The sequence below is a fragment of the Streptomyces sp. NPDC054883 genome (assembly GCF_053610645.1).
On record NZ_JBSGYT010000042.1, the window covers coordinates 1 to 25,991 of the forward strand.

The window sequence follows — 25,991 nt, forward strand, 5'->3', positions numbered from 1 at the left end:
CGTTCGGTCGTCCAGCCGCGGCCGCCCGAAAGCAGGTCGGGGCAGCAGCGGTTGCACGAGTTCCCACTCGGCATCGGACAGTTCATGGCGGCGTACCACGACACCATGATCCACAATTCAAGATCACTTTGACGACAGAGCCTAGGGCTCCGAGGCCAACCCCCCAGGACCGGCAGCCGGCCGTGTGCAATAGCGCGTTCCCAGACCTCGCCCTGCTGCCGGAGTCCGCGGAAGCGGGCTGGTTCTGGAGGCGGAGCCGGAAGGACCGGGGTGGGGGAGCGGACCCGCCCAACGGGCCGTAGGCCCGGACCCCGTGAAACGGGGTCACTCAGGCCTGCGGAGCAGGCCGTTCGGGGTAAGGGCCGGCCCCGTCGAGCGTAGCGAGGCGGTCGTTGCTCCGGAGCGAAGCGGAGGAGCAGGCACCGAAGGCGCCTCGGCCGAGCGCGGCGAGGCCGGTCTCTCCTGAGCGCGCAGCGCTCAGGTACCCGCTCGTCCGCCATCTGGCCCAGCTCTCGCGTCTGCTGTCGAGTAGGTCCGGTTCCGCCGTCCGGCGTCCTCGCCGGGCCGCGTGTGTGGGCGCGGGTCAGGCTGGCGCTGGCGTCGATGGACGAGGGAGGCCCTGGTGTTGCTGCCGCCGGTGGAGCCGATGTTGGCTCAGGCCGCCGAGGTGATGCCGCCGGTGCGTCCGCTCGCTTCGGGGGTGGCGTATGAGCAGAAGTTCGACGGTTATCGGGTGCTGGTGTTCACTCCGGCCGGGTCGGGTGGGCGGGTGTTGCTCCAGGCCCGCCGCGGCGCCTTGGTCCAGGGTGCGTTCCCGATCTCGTGGCGGCTGCCGAGGCGCAGTTGCCGGGCGGTCTGGTCCTCGATGGGGAGCTCCTCGTGTGGGATGCCGAGGCGGGCGTCTTGTCGTTCGAGGGGTTGCAGCGTCGGGCTGCCGCCCGCACCCGCAGCGCTCCCGCGCTGGCCGCGAGGATGCCGGCCTTTTTCGTGGTGTTCGATGTCTTGCAGACCGACGGCCAAGAACTGCTGCACCTGCCGTATGTGGAGCGCCGCGCCCGCCTGGAGGCCCTGTTCGCCGACCAAGCCCTGACGGCCCCGTGGACCCTGTGTCCGATGACCACTGACCCGGCCCAGGCTCGCGAATGGCTGGAGTCGTGGACGGACGTGTCCGGCGTCGAAGGCATCGTGGTCAAGCCCCAGACCAGCCGCTACATGCCGGGCCGTAGGGGGGGCGTGGACCAAGGTCCGCCGCCGGGACACCACCGAGGCGATCATCGGCGCCATCACCGGCACCCTCACCCGCCCGCAGCTCCTGATCCTCGGCCGCCACGACCACACGGGCCGGCTGCGCGCGGTCGGCCGCACCGTCCCGCTGCGCACGGAGGCGGCCCGCCTGGTCGCCGAGCACCTGACGGCCGCCGGCCCGGGACACCCGTGGGAGGGCGTCGCGTTCGCCGCGACCTGGGGGTCCCGTGGGGACGTCCCGGACGTGCGCCTGGTCCGCCCCGACCTGGTGGCCGAGATCAGCGCCGACCGCTCGATCGACCGGGGCGGCGTCTGGCGCCACCCGCTCCGCTTCCGGCGGCTGCGCCCGGACGTGACCGTGGACGACGTCCCGCGGTTCGGGGAGGGTCCGGCCGCCGCAGCCGGCTGACCGGATTTCCGGCGTGGTCCGCAGGGGGTTGCGGGGCTAAGAAGCCACCTCATTTGACGAGTCTGCGGTAGCAGATGAGGGTGCAGGCGATGCTGGTGAAAGCGAGGAAGTGCTCGGCTTTGCGGAGTACGGCGGCCTGTTCATCAAGGACCGCTCGTCGGGTGGGGACCTGCTCAAGCCGCCGACCGACTACACGCGGCTGCGCACCATGGGCCTTTTTCACGGTGTGGCGGCCTGTCCCGCCGACCGGGTACGTGGCGCTCGGGGACGTGGTCTGGCCCCTCATGGACAAGCCAGGAGCTGAAAGGCGGGTCGCCTGCGTGAAGAAGACGCATGCAGGGCGCGACTACGTTCGCCGCGCCGAGCTGGGGAAACATCCCTTGCTGACAGGAAGCTCCTCTACCGGCGAGAGGTGGAGCTACCGGGCTGTCCTGCCGCCGCTGTTCCCGGACGGGGATGACGGGGAACGTCTGCTGCTGCTCGCAGGCACGTTCAGCGAGGGCCCCGAAGAGGACCACGCGCCGACCGAAGAGAACGTGGATCCTGGACCTGCCGGCGGTCGTGGACAAGGTGGACCATCTGCCGGAACTGAAGCTGACGTCCTACGACACACCGCCGGAGATGATCGTCGTCGTCGACCGCAAGGTGACCGTGCCGTACTCGATGGTCAAGGACACGGGCCGGCCCGAGACGTGGAAGGTGACCGATTCGCCGTTCTACAAAGCCCAGCGCAAGCGGCACTTCCAGCTCGTACGCCATGTCGACTCCGGGGCGAAGGAAGCGGGTCGATCCGCGAGGAAATCGAGCAGGGCGTCACCACCGAGCAGAGCGAGGAGTTCTCCGAGGCCACCGGCATCACCGTCGGCGTCACCACCGGCGTGGAAGCTGGCGGATCCTTCATGGGCATCGGCGCCTCCGCCAGCGTGGAGAGCTCGGTCAGTACGTCCATCGAGCTCGGCTACACCCGCCGCTACGGTGTGCAGACCTGCCAAGCCAAACGGGTCGCCGTCACCTACGACGTCCCCGCCGGTCACGCTGGTGCGCTGTGGTCCGACACCCACGAAATCGTCCCCATCCGCGGCGACGGCGTCCTGGTGGGCAAAGAGAGCCTGATGCTGCACAGCGGCTCCTACACCGGCCGCACCTACCCCCACACCGCCGACGTTCCGCCCCAGGTCAATCCGGCCCCTACCAGCGACCAGCTCCAAGCCGCCAAGAACGCAGACGTCCTGCCCGACGAGCTGGTCAAGAACCTGCGTGAGCTGGAAGCCGCCACCTTCATGCCCACCACCAGCCGCTGAGCTCCGAGGTCATTCAGCTGACCCCAGCCACCTGGTCGTGCACGGCATTGAGCCAGGCCAGACCGCGTTTGTAGCCGTAATGCTTGGGTGAGGGCCCGGCGTTGATCTCTGGGCCGGGACGACGACGTGTAGACCGTCAACGGAGGCGAGCAGCCCGCCCGCCGTCCCCGGGCCCCCTACCAAAGCTGCTGCCAAATGGAAGCAGGCTCGTCACGGCCGGTTCCGGGACGGACGGCTACCTCCTGCTGACCGGGTCCTGAAAAACGTGTGACAGGGGTGTCGCCTGCTGGGGGCGACGCCGACCGCGGCCCGTGCCGCGGCCCCGTCTCGGGGAATCCCGAAGAACCCTCGCGACCGGGTCGGGCCAAGGGGCGATTGGTCGCCCGCGTCCCCCGACCGGGTCCGCGCCGAGGTGCCTGCCGTCCGATGAGAGCCCGTTGGATGTCGCGCCGTGCCGCCCGACGGACACCGACCCGAATACACTGTGTATTTGTTCATGTGCGCCGAGTGTTCACGGGGAGGTCGGCTTCCCTCGGCCTTCCGCTTCGTGGATGCCGCCCCGACCGCAGTGCCCGCCTGGGGGCGGCGACCGCCATCGACGGCGCCACGCGATGCGGACCCACCGTCCGCATCATCCGATTCCTCAGTGAGAACCAACGGAGAGGTCCCCCATGGCCGAGGCATATTTCGCGTTCCGGGACGCGGCGGTGCGCGAGGAGTTCGTCATCAAGCTCACCGACCCCGCCAGGATCGACCACGCCAGAAGAATCCTGCTCGGGCAGGAGCAGGAGCGGGTGCACGTCCACGGAAGGATCGTCAAGCGGGCCGAACCCTACAACCCGGGCTGGAGCTTCCACCTCGACCCGGCCACCATCGACTTCTTCGACGTCGCCATCGAGGTGTGCGACGCGACCATCCAATACACCGAGGACCACCTGGACGAGGCGTGCGGCGCCTTCCTGCCCGGATGCCACTGGTGCCCGTGGAGCTCGTACCTCGTCCGCGAGGTCGGGGGCCTTCCGGGCAAGAAGATCGCCGACGGCTGGGCGGCCCTGAAGGACACCGTCTTCGCCGCGGGCATCGACGCCGCGTCCGTCGTCCCGGGCAGTGCAACGGACCTGTACCTGTTCAAGGGCGACCAGTACGCGCGCTACCGCGCCACCGACGAGAAGATCACCAACGGCCCCAAGACCATCGCCGCCGGCTGGGCCGGACTCAAGGGCACCACGTTCGCCGCGGGCATCGACGCCGCGTGTGCCGTCCCCGGCAGCGCAACGGACCTGTACCTCTTCAAGGGCGACCAGTATCTGCGCTACCGCACCGGCGAGGAAAAGGTCACCTCCGGCCCCAAGGCCATCGCCGCCGGTTGGGCCGGACTCAAAGGCACCTTCCTCGCCGACGGCATCGACGCCGCGTGCGCGGCCCCGGGCAGGCCGTTGGCCGTGTACCTGTTCAAGGGTTCCCAGTACGCGGAGTACCAGACCTCCGACGAGAAGATCACCGCTGGCCCGAAGGCCATCGCTCACACCTGGCAACTCGCCGAGGAGTTCACCACCGGTCTCGACGAGGTCTGCCGCGTCCCCGGCCACGCCACCGACCTCTACTTCTTCAAGAACGACCGATACGCACGCGCCCGCTGACCCCCCCGGCCTCCGGGGAGGAAACGGTCACTCGCCACAGGCTCGGTGCGACCTCCCGGCTGCACGTCGCGACGTCCCCGGGGCGCGGAGCCGACGGCCGACGGCTCCACGCCCCGGGGGCAGCCCTGTGATGGGAGGGTTGCGTCTACGAACACCCGTCTCGACGAGCGCCTGGAAGTGACACAGAATTGTGTATTCCCTGCCACACAGACGGTTCCGACCTGCGACGCGACCTGCCGGGCGGTGGGGCGACTTGGTAGCGTTCTGTGTCACATCGAGTCGAAAGGAGCGCCGTCGTGTCCCTGGCCGCGCTGCCGCGTCCGGGCAAACCGTGTGCCGCTGGTCGTCGCGGTCGACCGCTTCCTCGACCGTTTCCTTGAGGTGCCCACCACCGGCTCGACCTACGCGGGCACCCTCGCCCGGCTCCTCGACCTCCTCGGCGACACGTTCCTCACCGGCGACCTGTCCCGCGAGCAGGTCGAGGCCGTCATGACCCGGTGGAACGCGAGCGCGGCGAACATGTGGAACAAGCGCCTGTCTGCTCGCCCGCAGCTCTTGATCCTCGGCCGCCACGACGAGGCGGACCGACTGCGTGCGGTCGGCAAGGCGTCCTCCCTGGGCGCGGTGACGGCCCGCTCGAACCGGCAGATGTCGGATCAGCATCCCGCGGAGTGGCTGCCTTCGTCGGCAGACGCGCTGTGCCGGGACGGCGTGGAGTGGACCGCGACCAAGCTCCGCTGGGGCCTGGCGGTGGACGAGCTGGGGCGGGACAGGCTGCTGGACATCGCGGCCGGCTGCGGCGGCACCGACGTGGAGTTCACCCCCCGCCCTGTAGGCGGGCCGTAGTAGACCAGGCTGTTTTGGAGGGGCCCCGGCTCGGGCCGCCGCCACCACTTGGCGGCGGCCCGGGGCGTTGTGTGCCCCGATCCGCTGCTTGGGGGCCGGGGCTGTCGTGCGGGTGGGGGGTGTCAGCGGCGGTAGATGACGTACAGCTTGTCGGTGTGGAGGCGCCGGTCCTTCGGGAAATCGCCACCCAGGTGAAGCGGATGTCCTTGATCGGCTCGTCGCCGATGTTGAGAGCCGCGCGCTGCACAATCTCTGCCTTCCTGGTCAGGAGGTCTCGTCGAGCTTGGCCCGGATCAACGTCACGAGGCGCAGCCTGACGCCGCCATCGCGCTCATGGCCGGGGACTACCCCTGCCCCTCGTCAGCAGACCCAGCGCCAACCCCCTGGCCTTTGGATGTGCGGCAGTCTCCCGCGCACATCAGAACCGTCAGGCTAGGTCCAGGAGCTGTTCGCGATGCCCCCGAAGCCTCGGTCTGGCAGGACCCAGCCTTGGCGCCGTTGTTCGCCTCAGGGGCATTCGCCGACGAGGCGGCCAGCGTGACAGATACCGAAGGTCCAACCGGCTTCGGTAGCCAGCCGTTCGACCTCGGCGTACGACCGGCCAGTGATGCGCTGGTCAGCGGCGAAGAGCCGCCCGCCGATGATGCGCTTGTGCCAGTGCTCGGTGATGCCGAACGTGTCGTTGTCCAGGTCCCGGATCAGATCGCCGACCTCGCGCACGCCGCGGCCGCGGCCCCCGCGCACGCAAGACCGCCACCAGCCATCTCGCCGCCTTCTTCATCTGGTCAGCAAGGTGATCCGGAGAAACGGCCCGGGGAGGGCCGATCCTTCACCTACGCGTCTGCTACTCGAAAATACAAAACAGCTATGTAGATGCAGGGGTGAAGGGCTGCTAGAGTCCGCATGCGCTGCTCGCGACAGGGCGGCGAGATGGCCGGTACGAACCCCAGGTCTGCCTCTGAGCGGCGTACATCCGCGAGGCAGGCAGCCGTTGTGATGCCGTGGCAATTCCGCACCAACGACGCCCGTGCGCCTCTTCCGCTCCGTACCGCCCATGCCGCCTTTGAGGCCCATCGCCCGCTCACCGCTCGTCGCTTATCGCCCGTCAGATGGGGAGATCCACATGAACGCAGGACTTCTGCGCCGCTTCGCCACAGGCAGGACGGTCCTCCTAGGCGCCGTTCTGGCCTTTGCAGTGCCGGGAACCGCCTACGCCAACACCGTGAGCGTGACCGTGAAGACCCCTGGTGCCACCAGCGGCCCCGCCTCCGCCAACTCGGAGATATCGACCCACGCGGACTGTTCCAGCGGTCTCATCTCCGGCGGCGGGATCAACCAGGCCATCGGCACCGGCGCGAGCGTGAACGGCAATCACGTCAACGGCACCTCGCCCAGCTCCGACGGCACCACCGAATACACCAGCTCCACCGGCGTCGTCGGCACCGACGTGACGCACTGGCTCGGCATCGGCGGAAGCGGGGGCCAGGTCAACGCCTCCTTCTCCACCACCCCTTACGCCATGTGCTTCGCCAGCAACCTGATCAACCACACCCAGGTCGTCATGAACAAGGTCAACGCACCCACCGCCGCAGCGACCGTGGGCCGCGTCACGGCGACCTGCCCGGCCAACACCCGCCTCCTCGGCGGCGGCGCCCGTACCACCCCGGGCAACACGGGCAGCCTCAAGACGATCGCGAGCTTCCCCACCTTTAACAACTCCGCCCACAGCTTCGGCGCGAAGGCCGCGGCGGACGGAGAGACGAACCCCGACTCCTGGACGGCCGTGGGCTGGGACTCCGCCGTCAACAGTGCCAACTACACCTACGCCTACGCGATCTGCAGCGGAAGCGGCATCAACGTCAGCGGCGCCACGGTGAAGGTCCGCTACACCGAGGTGAGCGGCCCGACCACGGGCAGCACCGGCCAGACGGCGACCGTAGGCTGCGGCCAGGGCGACGGCAACCTGGTCAGCGGCGGCGCCGCGATCAGCGGGGGCAGCGTGACCACCACCGACTTCACCGGTCCGGGTTCGGGCGGCGACCACCTCAACGGCAGCTTCCCCAGCACCTCCGGCGGCGCCGCGGTCAGCGACGGGACCACCACGGCGGCGTACTGGACGGCTTCCGCCCACACCGGCGGACAGTCCTCGGCCGGCACCTACACCGAGGCGTGGGCACTGTGCGCCAACGACGGAGTCTGAAACAGCGGTTGCGGACAACCGGACAGTTCGGCCATGCACATGAATAACAAGAGAGAGAATCCGATGAGCACGAGAATCCGGCGGGGCTCCGCCACGGGCAAGGCCCTGATCCTGGCCGCCCTGCTGACCGTGGCGGTGCCGGGAGCCGCGTACGCCAAGACCGTCGACATCACCGTGATCACCCCTGGGGCCACCATGGGCCCCGCGACCCCCTTCACCGGGGTCTCCTCGCACGCGGACTGCGCCGACGGCCTCGTATCGGGCGGTGGGGCCGACCAGACCATCGGAAACGACGAGAGTTCCAACGGCAACCACGTGATGGGCATGGTGCCCAGTGCCGACGGCGCCACCGAGTACACCGACACGCCCGGGATCGTCGGCAGCGACGCCACGCACTGGATGGCGTTCGGCGGAAGCGGGAGCCACAGCAGCACCGCCTTCTCCACCACCCCCTACGCGGTCTGCCTCCACAGCAACCTGATCAGGCACACCCAGGTGGTCATGAACAAGGCCCCCGGGCCATCCGCCGGGCTGTCGTCCAAGCTCGTGACGGCGACCTGCCCGGCCGGCACGGTCCTGATCGGCGGCGGCGCCCGCACCACCCCGGCCAGCGTCGGCAGCCTCAAGCCGATCGCCAGCTTCCCCACCTTCAACGACGCCGAGCACCACTTCGGCTCGATCGCCGCGGGCGACAGCGAGCGCGACCCCGACTCCTGGACGGCGGTCGGGGGGATCGGCGGCGGACGCGGCGCGGACAACATGACCTACGCCTACGCGATCTGCAGCACAGACGACATAGACCTCAAGCACACCTCCACGACGGTTCACTTCACCGAGGTCAGCGGCCCAAACACGGCCTCCACGGGCCAGACGGCGACGGCCGGCTGCTCCCGCGGGGAAGGGGAGCTGGTCAGCGGCGGCGCCGCGATCAGCGGAGGCAACGTGACCACGACCGACTTCAGCAAGGCGACGTCGGGCGGCCCCCACCTCAACGGCAGCTTCCCGAGTGATGCCGCCGGCAACCCTGTCCGCGACGGGGGCGCCAACCCCTCGTACTGGACGTCAGCTACCCATAGCGGCGGTTCGCCCTCACAGGGCAGTTACTCCGACGTCTGGGCGCTCTGCCTGGACGTGCAGCACGGGCACAAGCGGTAGCTCCCCGAACAGCTGCCCCGGAGCGGACCCGCGGACCCTCCTGCCTCAGGAGGGTCCGCTCTTCCGTCGGGCGGGGACGATCCGATGATGTCGCCCAGATCGATGGCAGCGGCAACGGAGCCGCCAGCAGCCCCGCGACCTGTCGCTGAGGGGGAGGGCGGTTGCGGTATCGGTGGTCCGGTGAGCTGGGGTGTTGCAGGTCCACGTGAGAACGGCTTCACGGCGTCAGGCCGTAGCTGCCGTCGTCTGCCCGCCGGGGATTACGGGACCTTAGAGTGCGGCACTAGAGGGCATACGGGCAGGCCCTGTTTTCCTGGCGATGCGGCGGCATCGTCGCGGAACAGGGCCTGTGCCTTGAGACGTGCCGTGGCCGGTGGTAATCGCCTCAGCGGACGATCTTGACGCCGAAGCGGTTGCCGAGGGCGAGGCCGAGGGCGGTGTGGAAGTGGGCGTACATCTCCAGTCCGCGGGCCGCTTGGAGGGGGCCGAGGTCGATGCACTGGGTGCCTGAGTGGGTGCAGGTGGCAGAGGGCGCGGGTCAGGCCAGGCGGGATCCGAGGCGGAAGCGCATTTCAACCGCGGACCGGCGGATGTCCTGGGGCTGCTCGGCGACGCCGAGCAGCCCCAGGAGCACCATCAGTGCCCTCGCTTCGTCCGCGCTGATCAGCTTCAGGTGCGTCTCGGTGACCCGGTCGACCAGCAGTTCCACCGTTTCGTCCATGCCGGGATCAACGCTGGACACGTGTGCACGGCACCCGGCAGCCACCGGCCTGAACCGACATGGATGACATCCCGGGCACTGCCGGGCCGGGCCTGGCGGGCGGGAGTCGTCCAGTGCGGTGGACTCTGGAAGGGAGGACGGCGAGGGAGGTTCCAGGATGACCTTGAGACCGCCGGTTGAGCCGATGTTGGCGCAGGCCGCTGAGGTGATGCCGCCGGTGCGTCCGCTCGCTTCGGGGGTGGCGTATGAGCAGAAGTTCGACGGGTACCGGGCGCTGGTGTTTACTCCGGCCGGGCCGGGTGGGCGGGTGCTGCTCCAGACCCGCCGCGGGTCTCTGGTCCAGGGCGCGTTCCCCGATCTCGTCGCGGCTGGCGAGGCGCAGCTCCCCGCCGGCCTGGTCCTCGATGGCGAGCTCCTCGTGTGGGATGCCGAGGCGGGCGTCTTGTCGTTCGAGGGGTTGCAGCGTCGGGCTGCCGCCCGCACCCGCAGCGCTCCCGCGCTGGCCGCGAGGATGCCGGCCTTCTTCGTGGTGTTCGATGTCTTGCAGATCGGCGGCCGGGAGCTGCTCGACCTGCCGTATGTGGAGCGCCGCGCCCGCCTGGAGACCCTGTTCACCGACCAAGCCCTGACAGCCCCGTGGACCCTGTGTCCGATGACCACTGACCCGACCAAGGCCCGCGAATGGCTGGAGTCGTGGACGGACGTGTCCGGCGTCGAAGGCATCGTGGTCAAGCCCCAGACCAGCCGCTACATGCCGGGCCACAGGGGGGCGTGGACCAAGGTCAGACGAGGGGACACCACCGAGGCGATCATCGGCGCCACCACCGGCACCCTCACCCGCCCGCAGCTCCTCGTCCTCGGCCGCCACGACCGGGACGGCCGGCTGCGCGCGGTCGGCCGCACCGTCCCGCTGCGCACGGAGGCGGCCCGCCTGGTCGCCGAGCACCTGACGGCCGCCGATCCCGGACATCCCTGGGAGGGTGTCACGTTCGCCGCGACCTGGGGGTCCCGTGACGTCCTGGACGTGCGCCTGGTCCGCCCCGACCTGGTGGCCGAGATCAGCGCCGACCGCGCAGTCGACCAGGGCGGCGTCTGGCGCCACCCACTCCGCTTCAAACGGCTGCGCCTGGACGTGACCGTGGACGACGTCCCGCGGTTCGGGAAGGGGCTGGCAGCGGCGGCCGGATGACCGGCGCATCTTGATGCCGGTTTCATCGTTTGGCCACGTATGAAGATCTTTGCTTCCTCCACGCTTGCTGTCGCGGCCCTGCTCCTAGCCACTGTTCCCGCCTCGGCCGACACCCCCGGCTCGGGCAAGGGTGCTATCGGGCAGGACAGTTCATCGCTCGGCTCCGGCGGCTCCGGCGGCTCCGACTTCGGAGACAGTGATGGCCACGCGTTCTCGAACCGCCATCTCACGAAGACGGGCGACCCGGGGGCCCTCTCCGATCTGGTCAACAACCTGACGAACCCGCAGCCGCAGTGAACAAGCCCTGAGCCGGCCGACGGCATCGACCGCCGTCCTGCCGCCCCGCCTGAGCGGGCACCCAATCGACGACCCCCTGCGCGGGCCGCCACCACCCGGTGGCGGCCCGCGCTGTCGACTCTCGTCCTCGAGGGCGCCCAGGAGCATCATGATCGCTCTGGCTTCGTCCTCGGTCAGTAGCTTGAGCCGGGTTTCGCCCGCGGCATCGAGGAGCGCGTTGAGGAAGTCTTCGTCCATGCCGGATCAACGCCCCACGGCCTTCACCGCCACAGCCGTGCGCGGGCGGCCGGCAGCTGGGGCCGGTGGCCGGGCATCGGGCTACGCCTGGCCGGCCCTCCTGGGGCGGTGGAGGGGCCGGTGATGGTGCGAGGCTGGATTGAGAGCCTTTGTGAGGAGAAGCGCGAATGCAGCCTATTTGGTCTGGTGCGATCAGTTTTGGGCTGGTGACGATTCCGATCAAGGTCTATCCGGCGACGAGTCGCATGCGATCTCGCTGCACCAGTTCCACACCGCTGACGGGGGCCGGATCCGCTACCGCAAGGTGTGCGAGGCCGACGGAAAGGAGCTGACCCAGGAGGAGATCACCCGCGGATACGAGACAGCCACCGGCACCCTGATCCCCGTCACCGACGAGGACCTGGACGCGCTACCGTTGCCGACGGCGAAGGCCATCGAGATCGTCGCTTTCGTGCCCACCGAGAGCATCGACCCGATCCGGATCGGCGCCTCCTACTACCTGGCCGCCGAGGGTGTCGCCGCCAAACCGTACGAACTGCTGCGCCAAGCCCTGGAGCGGTCCTCGAAGGTGGCGGTGGCCAAGTTCGCGATGCGCGACCGGGAGCGGCTGGGCCTGCTGCGGGTCCTGGACGATGTGATCGTGTTGCACGGGATGCGGTGGCCGGACGAGATCAGGGACTCCGGGCAGGTCGAGGTGCCGGACGTGGAGGTCTCCGATGAGGAAGTCGAGGCGGCGGTCGCGCTCGCGGACACCCTCTCCGGCAGGGATCTCGACCAGATGCACGACGAGTACCGCGAGGCGCTGGAGAAGCTGATCGAGGCCAAGACTGCCGGCACCCGGCCCGAGCCGGTCGAGACCCCCGCCCCGGTCTCGGCGGAGGTCGTGGACCTGATGGCGATGCTGGAGAAGTCCGTCAGCGAAGCCAAAGCCTCCCGCAGCGGCGGGGCCGATGCCACCGTCCACGACCTGCCCGCCGCAAAGAAGACCATCAAGAAGACAGCAGCGGCGAAGAAGGCGGCAGCCAAGCAGGCTCCGGCGAAGAAGAGCGCCGGCCGCAAACCCCGCAGCGCCTGAACCGGTCCGGCCTGCTCGGTCTCGCGGGCCTGACCGCCGGTCCTTTTCAGGGGGCTTGGCCGGGGTCGGTTTGGTGTCACCGGGCCGGGAGTGTGCTGATGCAGGGCCGGCGGGGTCGCGTGCCGTGGTGCCGCCGTCTGTGTCCTTGCTCCGTTCGAGGGCGACTGTCTTTCTCCCGAACACGCGGAAATCTGTGTCGGCTGGAGTAGACATTACGTGGTCGGATGGTTATGGTTTCTCTCGTAACCGAGAAGGACCGCAGGGCCTGGCAGAGACGAACTGCCGGGCAGCAGTACACGCAGTACCCGTAGTTGCAGTGCGCAGGACGGTGCGGTGACGGAGTTTCGAAGCCAGAGCGGTTGCAGGACGGCGACGGGACTGGTGACCGGACCGGGTGGCCCGCAGTGATCAGGGGCCGCCGCAAGCAGTTCCGCAGTGGCAGTACCCGTAGTAAGTGCAGTTCGCAGTACCCAGCAGTGAAGTAGTGAGCAGCACCTCGGTGAAGGCGTCGGCTGCGGACGCGCGCACCGGGAGGTTCGGCAGTGGGGTTCTAAGCCAGAGCAGACGCAGGATGGGCGACGGGGCTGGCTGCCGAAGAGTGGCGCTCTGACAGGTCACCAGCAGTACGCAACACCCGGCAGTACACGCAGTTCGCAGTAAGAGCAGTACCCGCGTTGTAGCAGTTCGCAGTATCAGCAGTACGCAGTTCCCGTTTGGTAAGTGAGTGATCCAGAGGGAAAGAACGGAGGAACCAAGGCGCCATCAGGATCGCCCGGACGCCACGCGAGTCCGGGTACCGCAGGACATCGATAGTGAGGTGGTCTCCGGTCACGCATCCGCGATCCCCGCATTCCCCTCCCTCCCCCGGGTGGGCATGCGGATACAGAAGGCCGGCGCAGTACCAGGGCCGGCAGATGGTGTAGCAGTTCCTTCGGGGCCCTGGTGCCATTGGCACCAGGGCCCCTCCACGTGTTCCACAGAGAGGTGCGATGACAGCAGACGATCCGTTCGGCCGTCTCGATGACGACGACTACCCCGCCTACACGATGGGCCGGGCCGCCGACATGCTCGGCACTACCCAAGGCTTCCTCCGCGCGATCGGCGAGCACCGCCTGATCACCCCCCTGCGTTCCGCGGGCGGTCACCGCCGCTACTCCCGCTACCAGCTGCGTATCGCCGCCCGCGCCCGCGAGCTCGTCGACCAGGGCACCCCGATCGAGGCGGCCTGCCGGATCGTCATCCTCGAAGACCAACTCGTAGAAGCCCAACGCATCAACGCCGAATACCGCCGTACCGCCCAATCCCCGTCTCCTCCGGCCGCGGCCTGAAGACCGGCCGGAACCGCCGCCACGGCCGGCGACCCGCCGCACCCGTGCACCGGCCCCGGGTGGTCGTGCGGCGGCCGTGTTGCAGAACCGATTCTGCTCCCGCTCGTCGAGAATGGGATCCACACCGCCCCGGAAGGCCCCGAGCGTCCGGGGCGGCCCCCACGCATCGGGCACGTACCGGACGGTGCGGCAGTTTGTGTACGGGGACAGCGAGCTGCAGAGCGCCCTGGGCGGCCGTTACGTGCGGGCAACCCGGTCGGCGCGTCCCGCGCTGCTCCTCGGTGCAGCGGCCTTCTCCGATCGGGGCGGACCCCGGGGCGATTTTGACTTCGCCTGTTACCGGTGGTTGCGATGTGCTTTTGCGGGCAGACGAGTCTGTCGGCGAGGTCACTGGGGCAAGGACGGCTGTATGTATCAGGCTGCGAAGGAAGACGGCCGACAACTGTTGGCGGGTCGTTCATCGATGGTGTCCGCGGTGTTCGCCGGTGATGAGAAGATCGCCGATGCCCGCGGCTTGGCTCTGTCGTTTCTGGCGGATCTGCACACGGTGCACGGGTTGCCGGTGTCCGAGCGGGTGACGGACACGGTGGAGCTGGTGGTGAGCGAGCTGGTGACCAATGCCCGCAAACATGCCCCGGGCCCGTACGTGCTGGGGCTGGAGGCGTGTGACGGCGCTGTCGAGGTGAGCGTCTGGGACAGTGAGCCGACCTTGCCCACGGTCCAGGCCGCCGACCCGCATCGGATAGGCCGGCACGGTCTGGAGATCGTCACGACCATGTGCCGGAGCTTCGAGATGCGCCGAGAACCGGTAGGCAAGCGCATCAAGGCGGCCGTCGCACTGTCCGACGGTTGGGGCACGGGCATCGGCGCCCCGCAGACGGTGTGATCGCAGAGCCCCTCAGGCCCGGGCCGAAGCGGTCCGGGGAGAGCGACCAGCTCCGGTCCGGGCCAGGCCGCCTGCGGGTAAGTGACGTCGGGTGGACTGACGCCACCACCGTCATGGCCGGTGCTTAGAGGTCATCTCATTTGGGTGGTTGGGTAGGCTGTCGGTCGTGGTGGGGATTGTTGAGCGGCTTGTGCCGGATGAGTTATGGGTGTTGTTCCAGCGGGTGGTGCCGGAGGCGCCGTCGCGGCCTCAGGGCGGTGGCCGGCGTCGGCACGGTGACCGGGAGGTGCTGGCGGCGATCGTGTTTGTCGCTACCTCGGGTTGTACCTGGCAGCAGCTGCCAGCGGCATTGTTCGGGCCGTCGGGGGCGACAGCTCACCGGCGGTTCTCCGAGTGGAGCAAGGCCCGGGTGTGGGCCAAACTCCACCGCCTGGTGCTCGACGAACTCGGCGCCCGCGGCGACTTGGACTGGTCCCGCTGCGCGATCGACTCCGTCAACATGCGGGCCCTGAAAAGGGGGACCTGACAGGTCCGAATCCTGTTGACCGTGGCAAGTTCGTGTCGAAGATCCACTTGATCACGGAGCGGACCGGTCTGCCCCTGTCCATCGGGATCTCCGGGGCGAACCTGCACGACAGCCAGGCCCTGGAGCCCCTCGTCCGCGGGATACCGCCCATCCGCTCGCGCCGGGGCCGCCGAAGGCGCAAGCCCGGCAAGCTCCACGCGGACAAGGGATACGACTACCCCCACCTGCGACGATGGTTACGCGGACGCGGCATCAAGCACCGCATCGCCCGCAAGGGCATCGAGTCCTCGCAGCGTCTTGGCCGACACCGCTGGACCATCGAACGCACCATGGCCTGGCTCGCCGGCTGCCGCCGCCTGCACCGCCGCTACGAACGCAAAGCCGAACACTTCCTCGCCTTCACCAGCATCGCCTGCACCCTCATCTGCTACCGCAGACTGGCCAAATGAGATGACGTCTTAGGAACAGTTCGGCTGTCTCAGCCACTGAACTGTCTCACCTGGCTTGCGCGACGACCCATGCGAATGGTCCTGCTGTCGGAGGCCGAGGTGTCTCAACAGCCCGTGTGATCCATTGCCGATTCTTTACCGTATCGCCTTAAGAAGCCTCGGCAACCTCGCTCAGTCATGCAACATCTGCGCCGTGCAAGCGCCGGGTGCTTGAAGTTCCCGTGACAGCGATTCCCCTAGGGATTGCCATCGAAAGTTGACCACCTCGAGCAGAGATGAGTGGGCGCTGTCAGTGCTCACTGGTACAGATGCCCCATGCCTAGCGACCGGCCACGCATGTCTCGGCCATTACGGGAACTGCTCCATGCCATGCGAAGCACAGGATGCGCCCTCCAAGTGCAGCTGGGTGAACTCGTCCCGCAGCAGGCTGGCCTGCATCCGTTCGTCCGCGATCTGGGCCTGGAGGTGCGGGTCACTGTCCATGGTCGTGATGACCTTGTCCAGGCCCGCGTGCAGTCGGGCGGCGCCGGGGCCGATGGCGACCAGCTCGCCCTGTCGGCGGGCTTTGAGGAGCTCGACGAGCTTGCGGGCTGCGGCCAGCTCGAGCTGGTTGTCGAACTCTTTGCGCCAGTTCTGATCGATCTGGCCGTAGCCGGCGGTGACCTGGTTGGCCAGGGCCCGGCGGGCAGCGTGCTTGAGCTGGATTCCGAGCGCAATCTCCCCGTCAGGCTGCTGGGCGGTGATGATCGCCATGGTTCTGCGGAACATGTGCGGCCTCACCAGGCCCTCGGGGATGGCTTCCAGCCCGGTCCGGTCCAGCGTCCTGTTGATGTTCTCGATGAAGAAGTCGATGTCGCGGAACGCGTCAAACCCGGCCCGGCCACGGGTTCCTTCCGGCAGGAACCCGCTGGGTGGGGCCAGGGTGGCGAAGATGTGGCTGTCGTGCCAGGACAGGCGTTCGGCGACCGCCACGGCCTGTGCGACCGGCTCGGTGATCCACCACTTGAGGCGGGGCCGGGATTCGTCGTGCTTGACCTTCCGCGAGGCGAGGGCCGGAGAGCCGAAGTGCTGGACCACGGAGTTCCGTTCGATCTCCTGCAGTACTGGCGGGAGGGGGTTATTCCGACCGTGCACTATTCCCCTTCGGGGGACCGGTTGAGCTGGAAAGCTGAGGGGTGCTGGTCTCCGCCGGGATCAGTGGCGATCAAGCCTGCCGTCGCTGGGTGGGGTCCTCTGTGCGAGTGCCCGAGGCAGTCTGCGTGGGGTTGGCGGCCACCAGCAGTGCGGCCAGCACGACGGGGGCGGCTGTCTGGTACCCGATCCACACCTCACCCCCGGCGCTGCTGCCCTGCCACCCCATCAGGAGGCCGGCAACGGCCGCCAGCACCCAGCCGCCGTCGTAGGCAACTATGAGCCGCATGTAAGTGCGCACCGGGCGGCTTCGTACATACCCGATCTCGATCCCACCACCGATCAGCAAGGCCACGCCAGAGACAACCAACAGCCAGGCGGGCACGCCGAGCAGACGACCGAGCGGGGCAGCGCCGAAGATATAGACAGCAGCGAGTAACACCTTGAAGACGCCATCGGCGATGATCCCCACCGTCCGGCGTGTCACTGACGGTGTCACGACCTGGGCCATGAGCGTTCCTCCCTGAGTTCGTCCCGACTGGTTCAATAACAAGATTACGGCAATAATCGCTCTATGAGGATGACGAGAGCAGAGACCAAGGAACGCAACCGCCGCGCCTTGCTGGATGCTGCGTTCCGGGTCGTCTCCCGAGACGGGCACGGGGCCAAGCTTGAGGAGATCGCCGAACGGGCCGACCTGACCACCGGCGCCATCTACTCACTGTTCGGGAGCAAGAACGGCCTGGTGGTCGCCTTGGTCGCCGACTACCTGCGGCCGCACTACGAAGAGGTCGAGCAGGCGGTTCCCTCCGGGCTGGATCTGCTCGAAGCGGTCGATGCCTTCGCCCGGTACTACCGGCGTAGTTGTGACGCTCCCGATGCGCATTCTCGCCTGGCGCTCCAGATCACCTTGCTGGACATGGCCCTGCACGACCCAGACCTGGGGTCCCAACTCGCCACGTCCATCCGATCGCAGGAGGACCACCTGATCGCGCTGTTCACGGGAAGGTCGCACAACGGGAGCGTCGTAAAGCCGCGCCAGGCACAACGCCTGGCCACCGCACTCAGGGCCCTGTTCGTCGGCCTCAGCCAGGGCGTCACCCTCGGCCTCGCGCATGGTGCCGACGAGCAGTACTTCGCCGCCGCCGCCTGCGCCTTGGCATCTGATATGTCCCTCATCGATCACGATGTGGACGCTTCGTGATGGTCACTACGGCGACCGGTACTGGGCCCTGATGACCAACCAGCCGGCGGCCCTGTATGGGCCCCGCGCCCTTCGCTGATCGGGTGTCGAGCGAGGCCTCGCTGCCCTCGTGGGCGAGGCCTCCCCCGTTCGCGCACCCGCAGCCGAAGAAGGTGCTGCCGACCCAGCAGTCCGGACCGCAGGCCGCCCCGGCCGCGCTACCGGATGCCGGCCGAGACCTGCCCGATGTACGCCTCCAGAGGCTCGAACCCCCACATGGCGCGCAGCGCCTCGACCTCGTCCGGGTTTCGAACGGGGTGGGGGACGAGTGTCCCGTCCGGGCCCTGCGTCAGCTGAGTACCGAAGACCTGCCGCTGACCCTGGGCGAGCAGCACCCGGTCCTCCAGCAGAGCGCCGTGCTGGGGATCGGCGTCGCCCGCCGTCACAGCGGCCGCGAGCAGCTCCAGGCACTCCTGCTGGAAGTCGGGCCTCCGGTCGGCGTGCTGGGCGAGCAGCCAGGCAGCCCCGGCGGCCCGCCGCCCGACGAGCGCTTCGCCCGGCCACCCGCGCGCGGTGATCAACTCACCCAGCCACGCGGTGTTCGCCTCGTCCACGGCCCTCCACCGCTCCATCAGCTCCGGCGTCCGCGCGGCCACCGGCACCAGCCGGACCGCCTGATCCTCCTCCTGGCGTCGGAGCAACTCCGCACCCAGGACCTCGTCGACCGGCGGCCGGGGCCTCAGAGCCGCCGCACGGTCGATCACCCCGAACAGCTCCGCGGCCAGCAGCCGCCTGTCCTCGGGAAGGTCGAGCCGGTCCAGCGCGCTGCGCTCCACCCAGTGGGACGTGTGCTCGGGCGTACCGTGCGCAGCGAGCGGTCGGTCGACGACACCGACGACGATGTGGTCCCGGTGCACATGACGCCGATCGCAGCGGCTGTCCGCGGCAGCCGGCATCGACACCACATGCCACACCGACGGGGCCGCCGGGTGCGGATACCACTCGGAAAGCGGTGGCGGCAACAGGCGGACCCGGTGCCCCGTCTCCTTGAGCACCTCGCGCGCCGCCGCTGTGAGCGCGTCCTCACCATCCTCGATGTGCCCACCCGGGACGAGTTCGCCCCCGAGGCGCGGATGTCCAATCACGCACAGCCGCCACTCCCGGCCGAACCGCGCGAATGCATAGCAACTCGCCGTCTCATGTATCACCGAATCACCCATGCACCCGATTCTCGGACCAGGCGGCCTCAGACGATCGACTTCCGGGCAAATCTCACCGTGCCCATTGCGACCTTCGGGTCGGCGAGGAAGCTGGCCAGTTCGAGCAGGGGGCGGCTGGCTACGCCACGGGGACGGTGAGGCTTCCCGCGCGGATCGCGTCGAGCAGCGCGTCCTTGATCTGGGGCGGCATGAGGTTCAGTGCCTCGACGGCTTCAGCGGTGAGCGAGACCTCCTCGAGCAGGTACTCGCCGCGGTCGTCGCGCGCGAACTCCGGGCCGGTGCGGTCGTCGAAGTTCCAGACGACGATCTGGGCGGTGTAGAAGTGCTCGGTCTCGCCCTTGTCGTTCTCCAGCTGGCTGAACGGGTGCAGGTCGACGGCTTCGCCGGCGATCTCCTCGCGGATTTCCCTTAGCAGAGCGGCTTCCAGGTCGGCGTCCTCGGGCTCGACGCCGCCACCGACGAGGACCTGGTACGGGGGAATGCCGGGGCGGATGCGGTTGATGACGAGCATGGTGCTGGCGGTGGTGAGCAGGATGGCGCGGACGCGCTGCTTCATGAGCTGGTCTCCCTGGTGGTGGTCGGTCTTGGGTCAGTGGGGCATCCAGCCGCCGTCGATGGTCAACGACTGGGCGGTGATGAACGATGCGTTGGGGTTGGCGAGGAAGGTGATGGCGGCGGCGACGTCCTCGGGCTGGCCGCGGCGGGGGACGCATTGGCGGGCGATCTGGTCCTCAGGCCGGGGGCGGTGGTGTGCGGGGAGGTCGTTCTCGGCGGGGACCTGGATCGCCCCCGGGAGGACAGTGTTCACGGTGATGCCGTGCGGGCCAAGTTCCCTGGCCAGCGACGGGGTGAGGCCGAGGATTCCGGCCTTGGCGGTGCTGTAGGCGGTCAGGCCGGCTCGGCCGATGCGGGCGTTGACGGAGGAGACGTTGATGATCCGGCCCCAGCCGCGCTCGATCATGGTCGGGGTGAAGGCCCGGCAGGTGCGGTAGTGCGCGGTGAGGTTGATGTCGAGCGCCTCGGCCCAAACCTCCTCATCGGCGGCCGATGTGGGGGATGTCCCCGATCCGGGTCTCCTGGGTGTCGTGGAACAGGCACATCAGGGCGACCTTGCCCGCGTCGGCGCCTTCCATCATGGCCAGGACGGAGCCGATGATTCCGACGCGGAAGGAGTGCTCGGCGATCGATTCGGGGTTGTTGTTCCCGGTGAACCACCAGCCGGCGCGCTTCGCGTTCTCCAGGACGCCCATCTCGAAGAGGAACCCGGCCGTGCCCTGCGCATTCGCCGTCTCGTCTGCCATGTGATGGACCTCCGGTTCGGATCATGTGTGCTGTCGTAAAACGTAATGGAGGGCGCCGAGTTCGCGTTTGGATCTCTGGGAGATCACGCCGTCTCCCAGAAGCCTTTCCGTACGGGTGTCCAGGGATGCGGCGAGCTCGGGCAGGGCGCGGGGGAGCCAGGGGTGGGCGGTCAGCAGCGCCCACAGCGAGTGGGCGTACAGGTCGACGTAACCGGGGGCGAGGTGCATGCCGTCGGCGAGGGCGCGCAGCAGGGCTACGGGGTCCCAGCCGGTGAGGGCGCGGTCGCGCATGAACGTGTCGTCTGCCTGTGGCTGGCGGGAGACTCCGAGCCAGTACGCCCAGTAGTTCAGGTTCGCGGCTTCGCCGTCGTCGTTGTCGGCTATGGCCCGCTCGATGAAGTCCCACAGCGGGATCGGGTCGCCGAGGCGGGCCAGGGCGGCGGCGGTGGATCGGGCTTCGGCCCATTGGGGGGTCCAGCCGTGGCGGGCCAGGGCGTCGCGGCGGGCGTTGAGGGCCTGCGCGGTCCACGCCCGTGCTTGGGGGGTGCGGTCGTAGGAGGCCAGGCAGGCAGCCACGATCCGGTCGGCGTCCATCGCGGCGTCCAGGAGCGCGAGAACGCTCTGGTCGGCGCCGAGGACGGCCAGGTGGCGGCGCATGCCGGTCAGGGCCCCGGCCTTCATGTCGGCCAGCGGGCGGCGGCCGGACTCCCTCCCTGCACGGTGGCCAGGTCCACGGTGAGCTTCTCGGCGAGGCCCTGCTGGGTCGCAGGGATCGACTCCCGGGCGGTGCGCAGCACGAAACCGCTGATGAATCCGAACGTGGCCGGGCGGTGTGTGTGGCGGTCATCGACGCTCCCTTGGGCGGGGCCGCTACCCGAACTCGTACCCGCAGTCAGTCCTACTGCACCACGGGTGTCCGTGCGGTCAACCCGTGGAATCGGTCCGGGGTTTCCCCGAAGGGCCGCTTCCACTGGCTGACAGCACGGGTGCCGGCCAGCTGTTGAACATCGCCTTCACGCGCCCGGTCAGAGAGGCAGGCTTGCTGTGACCGACCCCCCGAGCCTGTCCCCGAAGTCCAAGACGACGTCGCCGACGGCTCAGGGAGCGGGCGGTGAGCACCATGGCTCGCCGCCGCAACGCCCCGTGCGAGGTCGGCGACACCGTCACCGGCATCTCGTACGTCGAGCCCGCCGACCGGGGACGGGAGACTGCCGTGCACTTCACCGGGACGGTGGTGCAGGTCGGTTCCGGCTGGGACGGGGTCGATGCCGCCCTCGCCTACCTGTGGGCGCGCCTGCCGTCGGGCCGCGAGGTCAAGGCGCTGATACGGGACGTGGAGCGCGTGAGGTGAAGCACCTGGCCGGCGCAGGTGGCCCCCGGGTCACCTGCCGCGGCCGGCCATCACTCCCGTACGCCTGGGGCGCGACACCGATCCCCCGGGCGTACGGGGCACGGACCGCACCGGCCCACCAGGGGCCCGGCGGGGCACCGCACGACCATCTCGTCGAGGAGTCCACTGTGAGTTCGAGCATGCCCACCCCCGCACAGACCGCCCATCGGGCGAAGGAGATCCTGGCCGCGATCGTCACCGACGAGGAGTTCAGCGCGTTCGAGACCGCCACGCTGGAGTACTCCTCCGACTGGCAGTGCTTCACCGGGTTCCCCGTCATCGAGCGCTGGAACCCGGACGCCGACAAAGGCCCGCTGTTCACCGAAGGCCTGCGCGCCCTCTCGCTCAAGGCGGCCGTCTTCGACCTGACCGGCGACGAGCACCTGGCCGAGGTCGCCGTGGCGGTCCCCGTGGACGAGATGACCCACGCGATGATCGCCCAACCGCAGCTGTTCGCCCGGATCGCGGCACGCACCGGCTTCCAGCTCATCCACCAGACCGACCAGGAACACACCGACTACAGCGACGGGGACTTCACCCACCACGCCTACCGGCTCGTCTGGGGCGAGCCCCCCACCCGGTACTGGCTCACCAAGGATGAAGTCGACCGCCGGGTCGACATCCTCACCGCGCGGTACGCGAGCATCGGCCTGGACCGTGCCGGGCGCGAGCACGGCATCGACTTCGCCGCCGCCTAACGTCCCGCCCTCCACCACCGCCGCCGGACCGGTTCCGCAGGCACGACGAACGGCTCCGGCGGCGGCGCGATCCGGTCTGGCTCCAGCCCGACCTTGTCGGGGTGGACACAGGCCGGGGTGCCGTCGGCGGTGTACCGGTGGCCGTCGGCCGCATTGAACGGACACTCACGGCTGGGACGGTCGTAGACCACGAATCCTTCGCGAGGGAGCCTCGTCGCCGGACAGATCCCGCACGCCGGATGATCGGGGCCGGTCGCGAACGGCGTCGTCATGGCCGGACGGTAGCGCACCGCACCGTCCAGCCGCAGGCGGTCAGCGCCACGGCTGGCGGCGGTTCTCTCCCCCAGGCGCGGCGCCTCGGGGTGCTGGACTGGCCTGGCCGCCGCACCCTGGGGGAATGGAGCGAGCGCCAATCGTTGTGCACCGGATCTCCCCGAGCGGTGGCCGCCGCGTGACGTTCCACGTGCGCGGTACAGACACGATCCTGGGAACGGCGTACAGCGACGCGGACGTGATTGAGTTCCTGCGGCGGATCGAGGTCCCCGACCCGGACGAGCTAGTCCTCGGCGAGTCTCCGCTGGTCGAGTGGCAGGGTGACGGGCCGCACGTATACGAGCCGGAGCCTGGGCCGCCGCCCGCTGACCTGCCGTAAGCGCCGACGGAGCGGAATTGGCACGCCATTCGCTCACTGCCCTGGAATCGCACGCAGTACTTGTTCAGGCCCGGCATGGAGTCCCAGCTGTGGCTGAGGGTCTTGCCCACTCGGGTAGCTGTGGCGGTGAACTCGCGGCGGCCGTTGATGTAGAGGTAGACCTCCCGTGAGTTCACGCCCCGCGGGGGGTTTGTCCAGATCGCTGTCGCCGCGTTCCAGCTGTTGAGGCCTTTCAGACGGATGCAGACCTGGGGCCCGGACATGTGGTGTGTGCAGGCGCTGGAGTCGGCGGCCGCCGGACCGGCCCCTGCCAGAACGAGGCTTCCCGCGAGTGCCAGGGCAGTCAGGTGGGCGTTCTTCTTCATGGCAGACCAACCGGTGCTGCACCGGCGTGCGGCACGGTTGCGCACAGGAGATCGCCCTGACGGGGACACCTGGAGGTCAGGCGCTGCGAGGCTTGCGGCCGGTGGTCGCCTTTTTCGCCGGTGTGGCCTTCTTGTCGGTGGCCTTGGCCGGTGCGGTCTTCTTCGAGGTCTTCTTCGCGGCGGGCAGATCATGCACCGTGGCGTCCTGGTCGTTGTTGTCGCCGCGGGCGGCTTTGGCGTCGCTCACCGACTGCTCCAGCATCGCCATCAGGTCGACGACCTCGGCGGAACGGGTGGGTTCGGGGGCGGTCACCGGCTCCGGGCGGGTCCCGGCGGCCGTGGCCTGGATCAGCGTCTCCAGTGCCTCCTGGTACTCGTCATGGAGCTCACTGACGTCCATCCCGGAGAGGCTGTCCGCGAGGGCGACCGCCGCGTCGATCTCCTCGTCGGTAACGGCTGCGTCCGGCACGTCGACCTGGGAGGCGGAGCGGATCTCGTCGGGCCACCTCATGGCGTGCAGCATGATCACGTCGTCTCGGACGCGGAGAAGGCCCAGCCGCTCCCGGTCGCGCATGGCGAATTTGGCGACGGCGACCTTGCTGCTGCGCTGGAGCGCCTGGCGCAACAACTCGTACGGCTTGGCGGCGACACCTTCGGCGGCGAGGTAGTAGGAGGCGCCGATCTGGAGGGGGTCGATGGATTCCGTGGCTACGAAAGCGACGATCTCGATTGCCTTCGCCGTCGGCAGCGGCAGGCTGTCGAGGTCTTCGTCGGAGATCGGGATCAGAGTTCCGGTGGCCGTCTCGTAACCGCGGGTGATCTCGGATTGATCGAGCTCCCGGCCGTCCACTTCGCAGACCTTCCGGTAGCGGACCCGTCCTCCGTCGGCCGTGTGGAACTGCCGGAACGAGATCGAATGCGATTCCGTTGCGGGATAGACCTTGATCGGGATCGTAACTAGTCCAAAACTGATCGCACCGGACCAAATGGGGCGCATTTTTCACCTCCCGATGAACCTCTCATCTCCAGACTCGCACCACATTCCCTTCCCCCGCGGCCCCAGAAGGCCGGTCGGGTGCACCCTCCGCACCTTCGGTGGCGCGCCACCCGAGTGTGACTGAGCGTCGTAGTTGGCCAGCTTGGCCAACCGCTTGCTCAGCCGCGAGTCAGTGGAACCAGACGACGAGACGCACGTTCTCGGCTCCGTGGATTTCACTGAGGATGCGCATGACGCTCCAGACCTGGCCCCAGTGCGGCGCGGGTTCGTGTGCCTGAGGCGTTGGTTTCCTGCCAGTCCGTGGTGTCCAGCTCGGCCCAGGTCAGCCAGGTGGTCCCGTGCACATCGGGGGGGCCGCCGTAGCCAGCGAGCTCAGCTCGCAGCCCATCCGAGGCGTCGTCCGGGAAGCCACGATCTTCCGCCAGGGGCCGGAAGCCGTAGGAGTTCCGGATTCCGAAGAGGCAGGCCAGGCCGTCGTAGGCGTTGCCCCTGTTGAGGAGGAAGAGATCGATGCCGACCTCCCATACAGAGTCCTCGTCGTCGGGGCCCCATAGGCGGGCCCCTGGCCGGCATTCGATCATTCCGCTCACGTCGGTCGACATGGAGAGATCCTGCCTGTGCAGGTCAGGAGCCGGCACCTCCATTTCCCGGACTCGCGCGTTACCGGTCGAGCCCGGCCGCTCTGCGCGGCTCCGGCCAACTAGAGCGCTCGGTGGCCAACTACGACGCTCAGTCACACCGAGGCTCGCGTCGGGGGGCGCCGGACTCGCTCAATAAATCGAACACCTGTTTTACTAAGTGGATGAGGCGCTTCCCCTTCCCCGACGACTTGATCCGGCTCCAGCAGCGGTGGACCCGCACATACAACCTGCTCGCCGTCGGACCCGTCCGCGGCGGAGCGGAGCTACGGCGCGAGCTGATCAGGATGTCGTGCGAGATCAGCGCGCATCCGTACTGGCGAGCCGGCGGGTACAACGCGGTGCGGCGGGTCGAGCTGCGACGCGCGGCCGAGACCGCGCCTGGGGGCGAGCGGGAGCTGGTTGTGCGCTACGTCGACGGTGCCTTCACCGTTTCCGATCCGGGGAGACGATCCTCGTGACCGGGATACGGGAGCGGCTGGAGCGGTGGCGAGCCGTCCAGGCGTGGCTGGCCTGGCAGCAGCACCAGGTCGAGCAGACCATCCGCGGCCTGGAGGCAGCCCTGACGGAGGAGGAGAGTCGTCTGCCCCCTTTGCCCCCTCTGGACTGGAAGGTCGAGGCCATACGGACGGCCGCCGGGCGGCGGGCCCTACTCGTCCACGTCGGCATATGCGGAATGGGCAAGGGCAAGCCCATCAATCGCGACCAGGCCCGCCGCATGCTGGCCGACGGCGTCGACCCTTGCCCCTACTGCTCCCGGACGCCTCCCTCGGCATGCCCGGCTAGGGGCCCGTGCGATCACAGCGGAAGCGCTGAGCGGCCCCCGGCCCGCCGGCGGTGACCGCGACGGCATGCTGACACCACGATCGCGGTCGAGGACCCGAAGGCCGAGGTTCCGGCCGGGGCCACCCG

The 25,991-nt window shown here is 68.8% G+C and carries 27 protein-coding genes and 4 pseudogenes; 19 read left to right on the forward strand and 12 right to left on the reverse strand.

Annotated elements, in window-relative coordinates; all coding sequences use genetic code 11:
- Positions 1–822: 822 nt before the first annotated feature.
- From ACWGH1_RS26255 to ACWGH1_RS26265, 3 genes and pseudogenes are all read left to right on the forward strand, one after another.
- A pseudogene (locus ACWGH1_RS26255) lies at positions 823–1,170 on the forward strand (ATP-dependent DNA ligase); the annotation flags it as partial.
- 319 nt (positions 1,171–1,489) lie between these two features.
- Positions 1,490–1,654 (forward strand): hypothetical protein, encoded by a 165-nt coding sequence (locus ACWGH1_RS26260; protein WP_453356238.1) that lies wholly within the window; start codon positions 1,490–1,492, stop codon positions 1,652–1,654.
- A 692-nt stretch (positions 1,655–2,346) separates the two neighbouring features.
- A complete protein-coding gene (locus ACWGH1_RS26265; protein ID WP_453356235.1) occupies positions 2,347–2,955 on the forward strand; it encodes a hypothetical protein in 609 nt (202 codons plus the stop codon).
- A gap of 19 nt (positions 2,956–2,974) precedes the next feature.
- Here the strand turns inward: ACWGH1_RS26265 and ACWGH1_RS26270 are convergent.
- Positions 2,975–3,114, reverse strand: a pseudogene (locus ACWGH1_RS26270) (Tn3 family transposase); the annotation flags it as partial.
- 512 nt (positions 3,115–3,626) lie between these two features.
- Between ACWGH1_RS26270 and ACWGH1_RS26275 the strand changes: the two are divergent.
- Entirely contained in the window at positions 3,627–4,595 is a 969-nt protein-coding gene (locus ACWGH1_RS26275) for a BP74-related protein (RefSeq protein WP_453356236.1), read from the forward strand.
- A gap of 333 nt (positions 4,596–4,928) precedes the next feature.
- Positions 4,929–5,441: a hypothetical protein gene (locus ACWGH1_RS26280; protein WP_453356237.1), complete on the forward strand. Its 513-nt coding sequence runs from the start codon at positions 4,929–4,931 to the stop codon at positions 5,439–5,441.
- A gap of 507 nt (positions 5,442–5,948) precedes the next feature.
- Here ACWGH1_RS26280 and ACWGH1_RS26285 read toward each other — a convergent pair.
- Positions 5,949–6,161, reverse strand: coding sequence for a hypothetical protein (locus ACWGH1_RS26285; RefSeq protein WP_453409057.1), 213 nt, complete (start codon positions 6,159–6,161; stop codon positions 5,949–5,951).
- A 403-nt stretch (positions 6,162–6,564) separates the two neighbouring features.
- Here ACWGH1_RS26285 and ACWGH1_RS26290 point away from each other — a divergent pair, with 403 nt between their 5' ends.
- Together ACWGH1_RS26290 and ACWGH1_RS26295 are read left to right on the forward strand one after the other, a co-directional pair.
- Positions 6,565–7,641, forward strand: a complete 1,077-nt coding sequence (locus ACWGH1_RS26290) for a hypothetical protein (protein WP_453356627.1) — start codon at positions 6,565–6,567, stop codon at positions 7,639–7,641.
- Positions 7,642–7,704: 63 nt separating this feature from the next.
- Positions 7,705–8,796 (forward strand): hypothetical protein, encoded by a 1,092-nt coding sequence (locus tag ACWGH1_RS26295; protein ID WP_453356628.1) that lies wholly within the window; start codon positions 7,705–7,707, stop codon positions 8,794–8,796.
- A gap of 538 nt (positions 8,797–9,334) precedes the next feature.
- On the opposite strand, the gene ACWGH1_RS26300 is transcribed toward ACWGH1_RS26295, so the two are convergent.
- On the reverse strand, positions 9,335–9,538 hold the full coding sequence (locus ACWGH1_RS26300) for a hypothetical protein (RefSeq protein WP_453409058.1): 204 nt from the start codon (positions 9,536–9,538) through the stop codon (positions 9,335–9,337).
- Positions 9,539–9,674: 136 nt separating this feature from the next.
- On the opposite strand from ACWGH1_RS26300, the gene ACWGH1_RS26305 reads away from it, so the two are divergent.
- The 6 genes and pseudogenes from ACWGH1_RS26305 to ACWGH1_RS26330 all read left to right on the forward strand — a co-directional run bounded on the left by ACWGH1_RS26305 (position 9,675) and on the right by ACWGH1_RS26330 (position 15,504).
- Positions 9,675–10,706 carry an ATP-dependent DNA ligase gene (locus ACWGH1_RS26305; RefSeq protein ID WP_453409059.1) on the forward strand — a complete coding sequence of 344 codons (1,032 nt, stop codon included), beginning with the start codon at positions 9,675–9,677 and terminating at the stop codon, positions 10,704–10,706.
- Between the two features lie 39 nt (positions 10,707–10,745).
- Positions 10,746–11,003 (forward strand): hypothetical protein, encoded by a 258-nt coding sequence (locus ACWGH1_RS26310; protein WP_453357724.1) that lies wholly within the window; start codon positions 10,746–10,748, stop codon positions 11,001–11,003.
- Between the two features lie 404 nt (positions 11,004–11,407).
- Positions 11,408–12,315: pseudogene (ku, locus tag ACWGH1_RS26315) on the forward strand (non-homologous end joining protein Ku).
- A gap of 989 nt (positions 12,316–13,304) precedes the next feature.
- Complete coding sequence (locus tag ACWGH1_RS26320) at positions 13,305–13,643, forward strand: MerR family transcriptional regulator (RefSeq protein ID WP_453351539.1); 339 nt, start codon at positions 13,305–13,307, stop codon at positions 13,641–13,643.
- Between the two features lie 409 nt (positions 13,644–14,052).
- A complete protein-coding gene (locus ACWGH1_RS26325; protein ID WP_453351538.1) occupies positions 14,053–14,529 on the forward strand; it encodes an ATP-binding protein in 477 nt (158 codons plus the stop codon).
- Positions 14,530–14,704: 175 nt separating this feature from the next.
- Positions 14,705–15,504, forward strand: a protein-coding gene (locus tag ACWGH1_RS26330) for an IS5 family transposase (RefSeq protein WP_453351542.1) whose coding sequence is annotated in 2 segments (ribosomal slippage) — positions 14,705–15,044 and positions 15,044–15,504 — 801 coding nt in all. Because the reading frame shifts where the segments join, the coding sequence is not laid out codon by codon here.
- A gap of 348 nt (positions 15,505–15,852) precedes the next feature.
- On the opposite strand, the gene ACWGH1_RS26335 is transcribed toward ACWGH1_RS26330, so the two are convergent.
- Together ACWGH1_RS26335 and ACWGH1_RS26340 are read right to left on the reverse strand one after the other, a co-directional pair.
- Positions 15,853–16,581, reverse strand: a complete 729-nt coding sequence (locus ACWGH1_RS26335) for a hypothetical protein (RefSeq protein ID WP_453351537.1) — start codon at positions 16,579–16,581, stop codon at positions 15,853–15,855.
- A 127-nt stretch (positions 16,582–16,708) separates the two neighbouring features.
- The gene (locus ACWGH1_RS26340; RefSeq protein ID WP_453351536.1) at positions 16,709–17,146 is read right to left on the reverse strand and encodes a hypothetical protein; all 438 of its coding nucleotides are present in this window, start codon (positions 17,144–17,146) and stop codon (positions 16,709–16,711) included.
- A 69-nt stretch (positions 17,147–17,215) separates the two neighbouring features.
- Here ACWGH1_RS26340 and ACWGH1_RS26345 point away from each other — a divergent pair, with 69 nt between their 5' ends.
- Complete coding sequence (locus tag ACWGH1_RS26345) at positions 17,216–17,839, forward strand: TetR/AcrR family transcriptional regulator (protein ID WP_453351535.1); 624 nt, start codon at positions 17,216–17,218, stop codon at positions 17,837–17,839.
- A 197-nt stretch (positions 17,840–18,036) separates the two neighbouring features.
- Here ACWGH1_RS26345 and ACWGH1_RS26350 read toward each other — a convergent pair whose 3' ends face one another.
- From ACWGH1_RS26350 to ACWGH1_RS26370, 5 genes and pseudogenes are all read right to left on the reverse strand, one after another.
- Positions 18,037–18,963: a DUF6624 domain-containing protein gene (locus ACWGH1_RS26350; RefSeq protein WP_453351534.1), complete on the reverse strand. Its 927-nt coding sequence runs from the start codon at positions 18,961–18,963 to the stop codon at positions 18,037–18,039.
- Between the two features lie 193 nt (positions 18,964–19,156).
- Positions 19,157–19,594 carry an NUDIX domain-containing protein gene (locus ACWGH1_RS26355; protein WP_453351533.1) on the reverse strand — a complete coding sequence of 146 codons (438 nt, stop codon included), beginning with the start codon at positions 19,592–19,594 and terminating at the stop codon, positions 19,157–19,159.
- A gap of 33 nt (positions 19,595–19,627) precedes the next feature.
- Positions 19,628–20,047, reverse strand: a complete 420-nt coding sequence (locus ACWGH1_RS26360; RefSeq protein WP_453351541.1) for an SDR family NAD(P)-dependent oxidoreductase — start codon at positions 20,045–20,047, stop codon at positions 19,628–19,630.
- Between the two features lie 28 nt (positions 20,048–20,075).
- Positions 20,076–20,339, reverse strand: a pseudogene (locus ACWGH1_RS26365) (HD domain-containing protein); the annotation flags it as partial.
- Positions 20,340–20,360: 21 nt separating this feature from the next.
- A complete protein-coding gene (locus ACWGH1_RS26370) occupies positions 20,361–21,020 on the reverse strand; it encodes a hypothetical protein (protein WP_453351532.1) in 660 nt (219 codons plus the stop codon).
- A 430-nt stretch (positions 21,021–21,450) separates the two neighbouring features.
- On the opposite strand from ACWGH1_RS26370, the gene ACWGH1_RS26375 reads away from it, so the two are divergent.
- The 3 genes from ACWGH1_RS26375 to ACWGH1_RS26385 all read left to right on the forward strand — a co-directional run bounded on the left by ACWGH1_RS26375 (position 21,451) and on the right by ACWGH1_RS26385 (position 23,079).
- Positions 21,451–21,690 (forward strand): hypothetical protein, encoded by a 240-nt coding sequence (locus tag ACWGH1_RS26375; RefSeq protein ID WP_453351531.1) that lies wholly within the window; start codon positions 21,451–21,453, stop codon positions 21,688–21,690.
- A gap of 167 nt (positions 21,691–21,857) precedes the next feature.
- A complete protein-coding gene (locus ACWGH1_RS26380; RefSeq protein ID WP_453351530.1) occupies positions 21,858–22,427 on the forward strand; it encodes a hypothetical protein in 570 nt (189 codons plus the stop codon).
- 397 nt (positions 22,428–22,824) lie between these two features.
- Entirely contained in the window at positions 22,825–23,079 is a 255-nt protein-coding gene (locus tag ACWGH1_RS26385) for a hypothetical protein (protein ID WP_453351529.1), read from the forward strand.
- 441 nt (positions 23,080–23,520) lie between these two features.
- Here the strand turns inward: ACWGH1_RS26385 and ku (ACWGH1_RS26390) are convergent, their stop codons facing one another.
- Complete coding sequence (ku, locus tag ACWGH1_RS26390) at positions 23,521–24,441, reverse strand: non-homologous end joining protein Ku (protein ID WP_453351528.1); 921 nt, start codon at positions 24,439–24,441, stop codon at positions 23,521–23,523.
- Positions 24,442–24,656: 215 nt separating this feature from the next.
- Positions 24,657–25,043: a hypothetical protein gene (locus ACWGH1_RS26395; protein ID WP_453351527.1), complete on the reverse strand. Its 387-nt coding sequence runs from the start codon at positions 25,041–25,043 to the stop codon at positions 24,657–24,659.
- A 200-nt stretch (positions 25,044–25,243) separates the two neighbouring features.
- Between ACWGH1_RS26395 and ACWGH1_RS26400 the strand changes: the two genes are divergently transcribed.
- Together ACWGH1_RS26400 and ACWGH1_RS26405 are read left to right on the forward strand one after the other, a co-directional pair.
- On the forward strand, positions 25,244–25,540 hold the full coding sequence (locus ACWGH1_RS26400) for a hypothetical protein (RefSeq protein ID WP_453351526.1): 297 nt from the start codon (positions 25,244–25,246) through the stop codon (positions 25,538–25,540).
- A complete protein-coding gene (locus tag ACWGH1_RS26405; protein ID WP_453351525.1) occupies positions 25,537–25,920 on the forward strand; it encodes a DUF6233 domain-containing protein in 384 nt (127 codons plus the stop codon). The genes ACWGH1_RS26400 and ACWGH1_RS26405 overlap by 4 nt, the downstream gene beginning before the upstream one ends.
- The last annotated feature ends 71 nt before the right edge of the window (positions 25,921–25,991 follow it).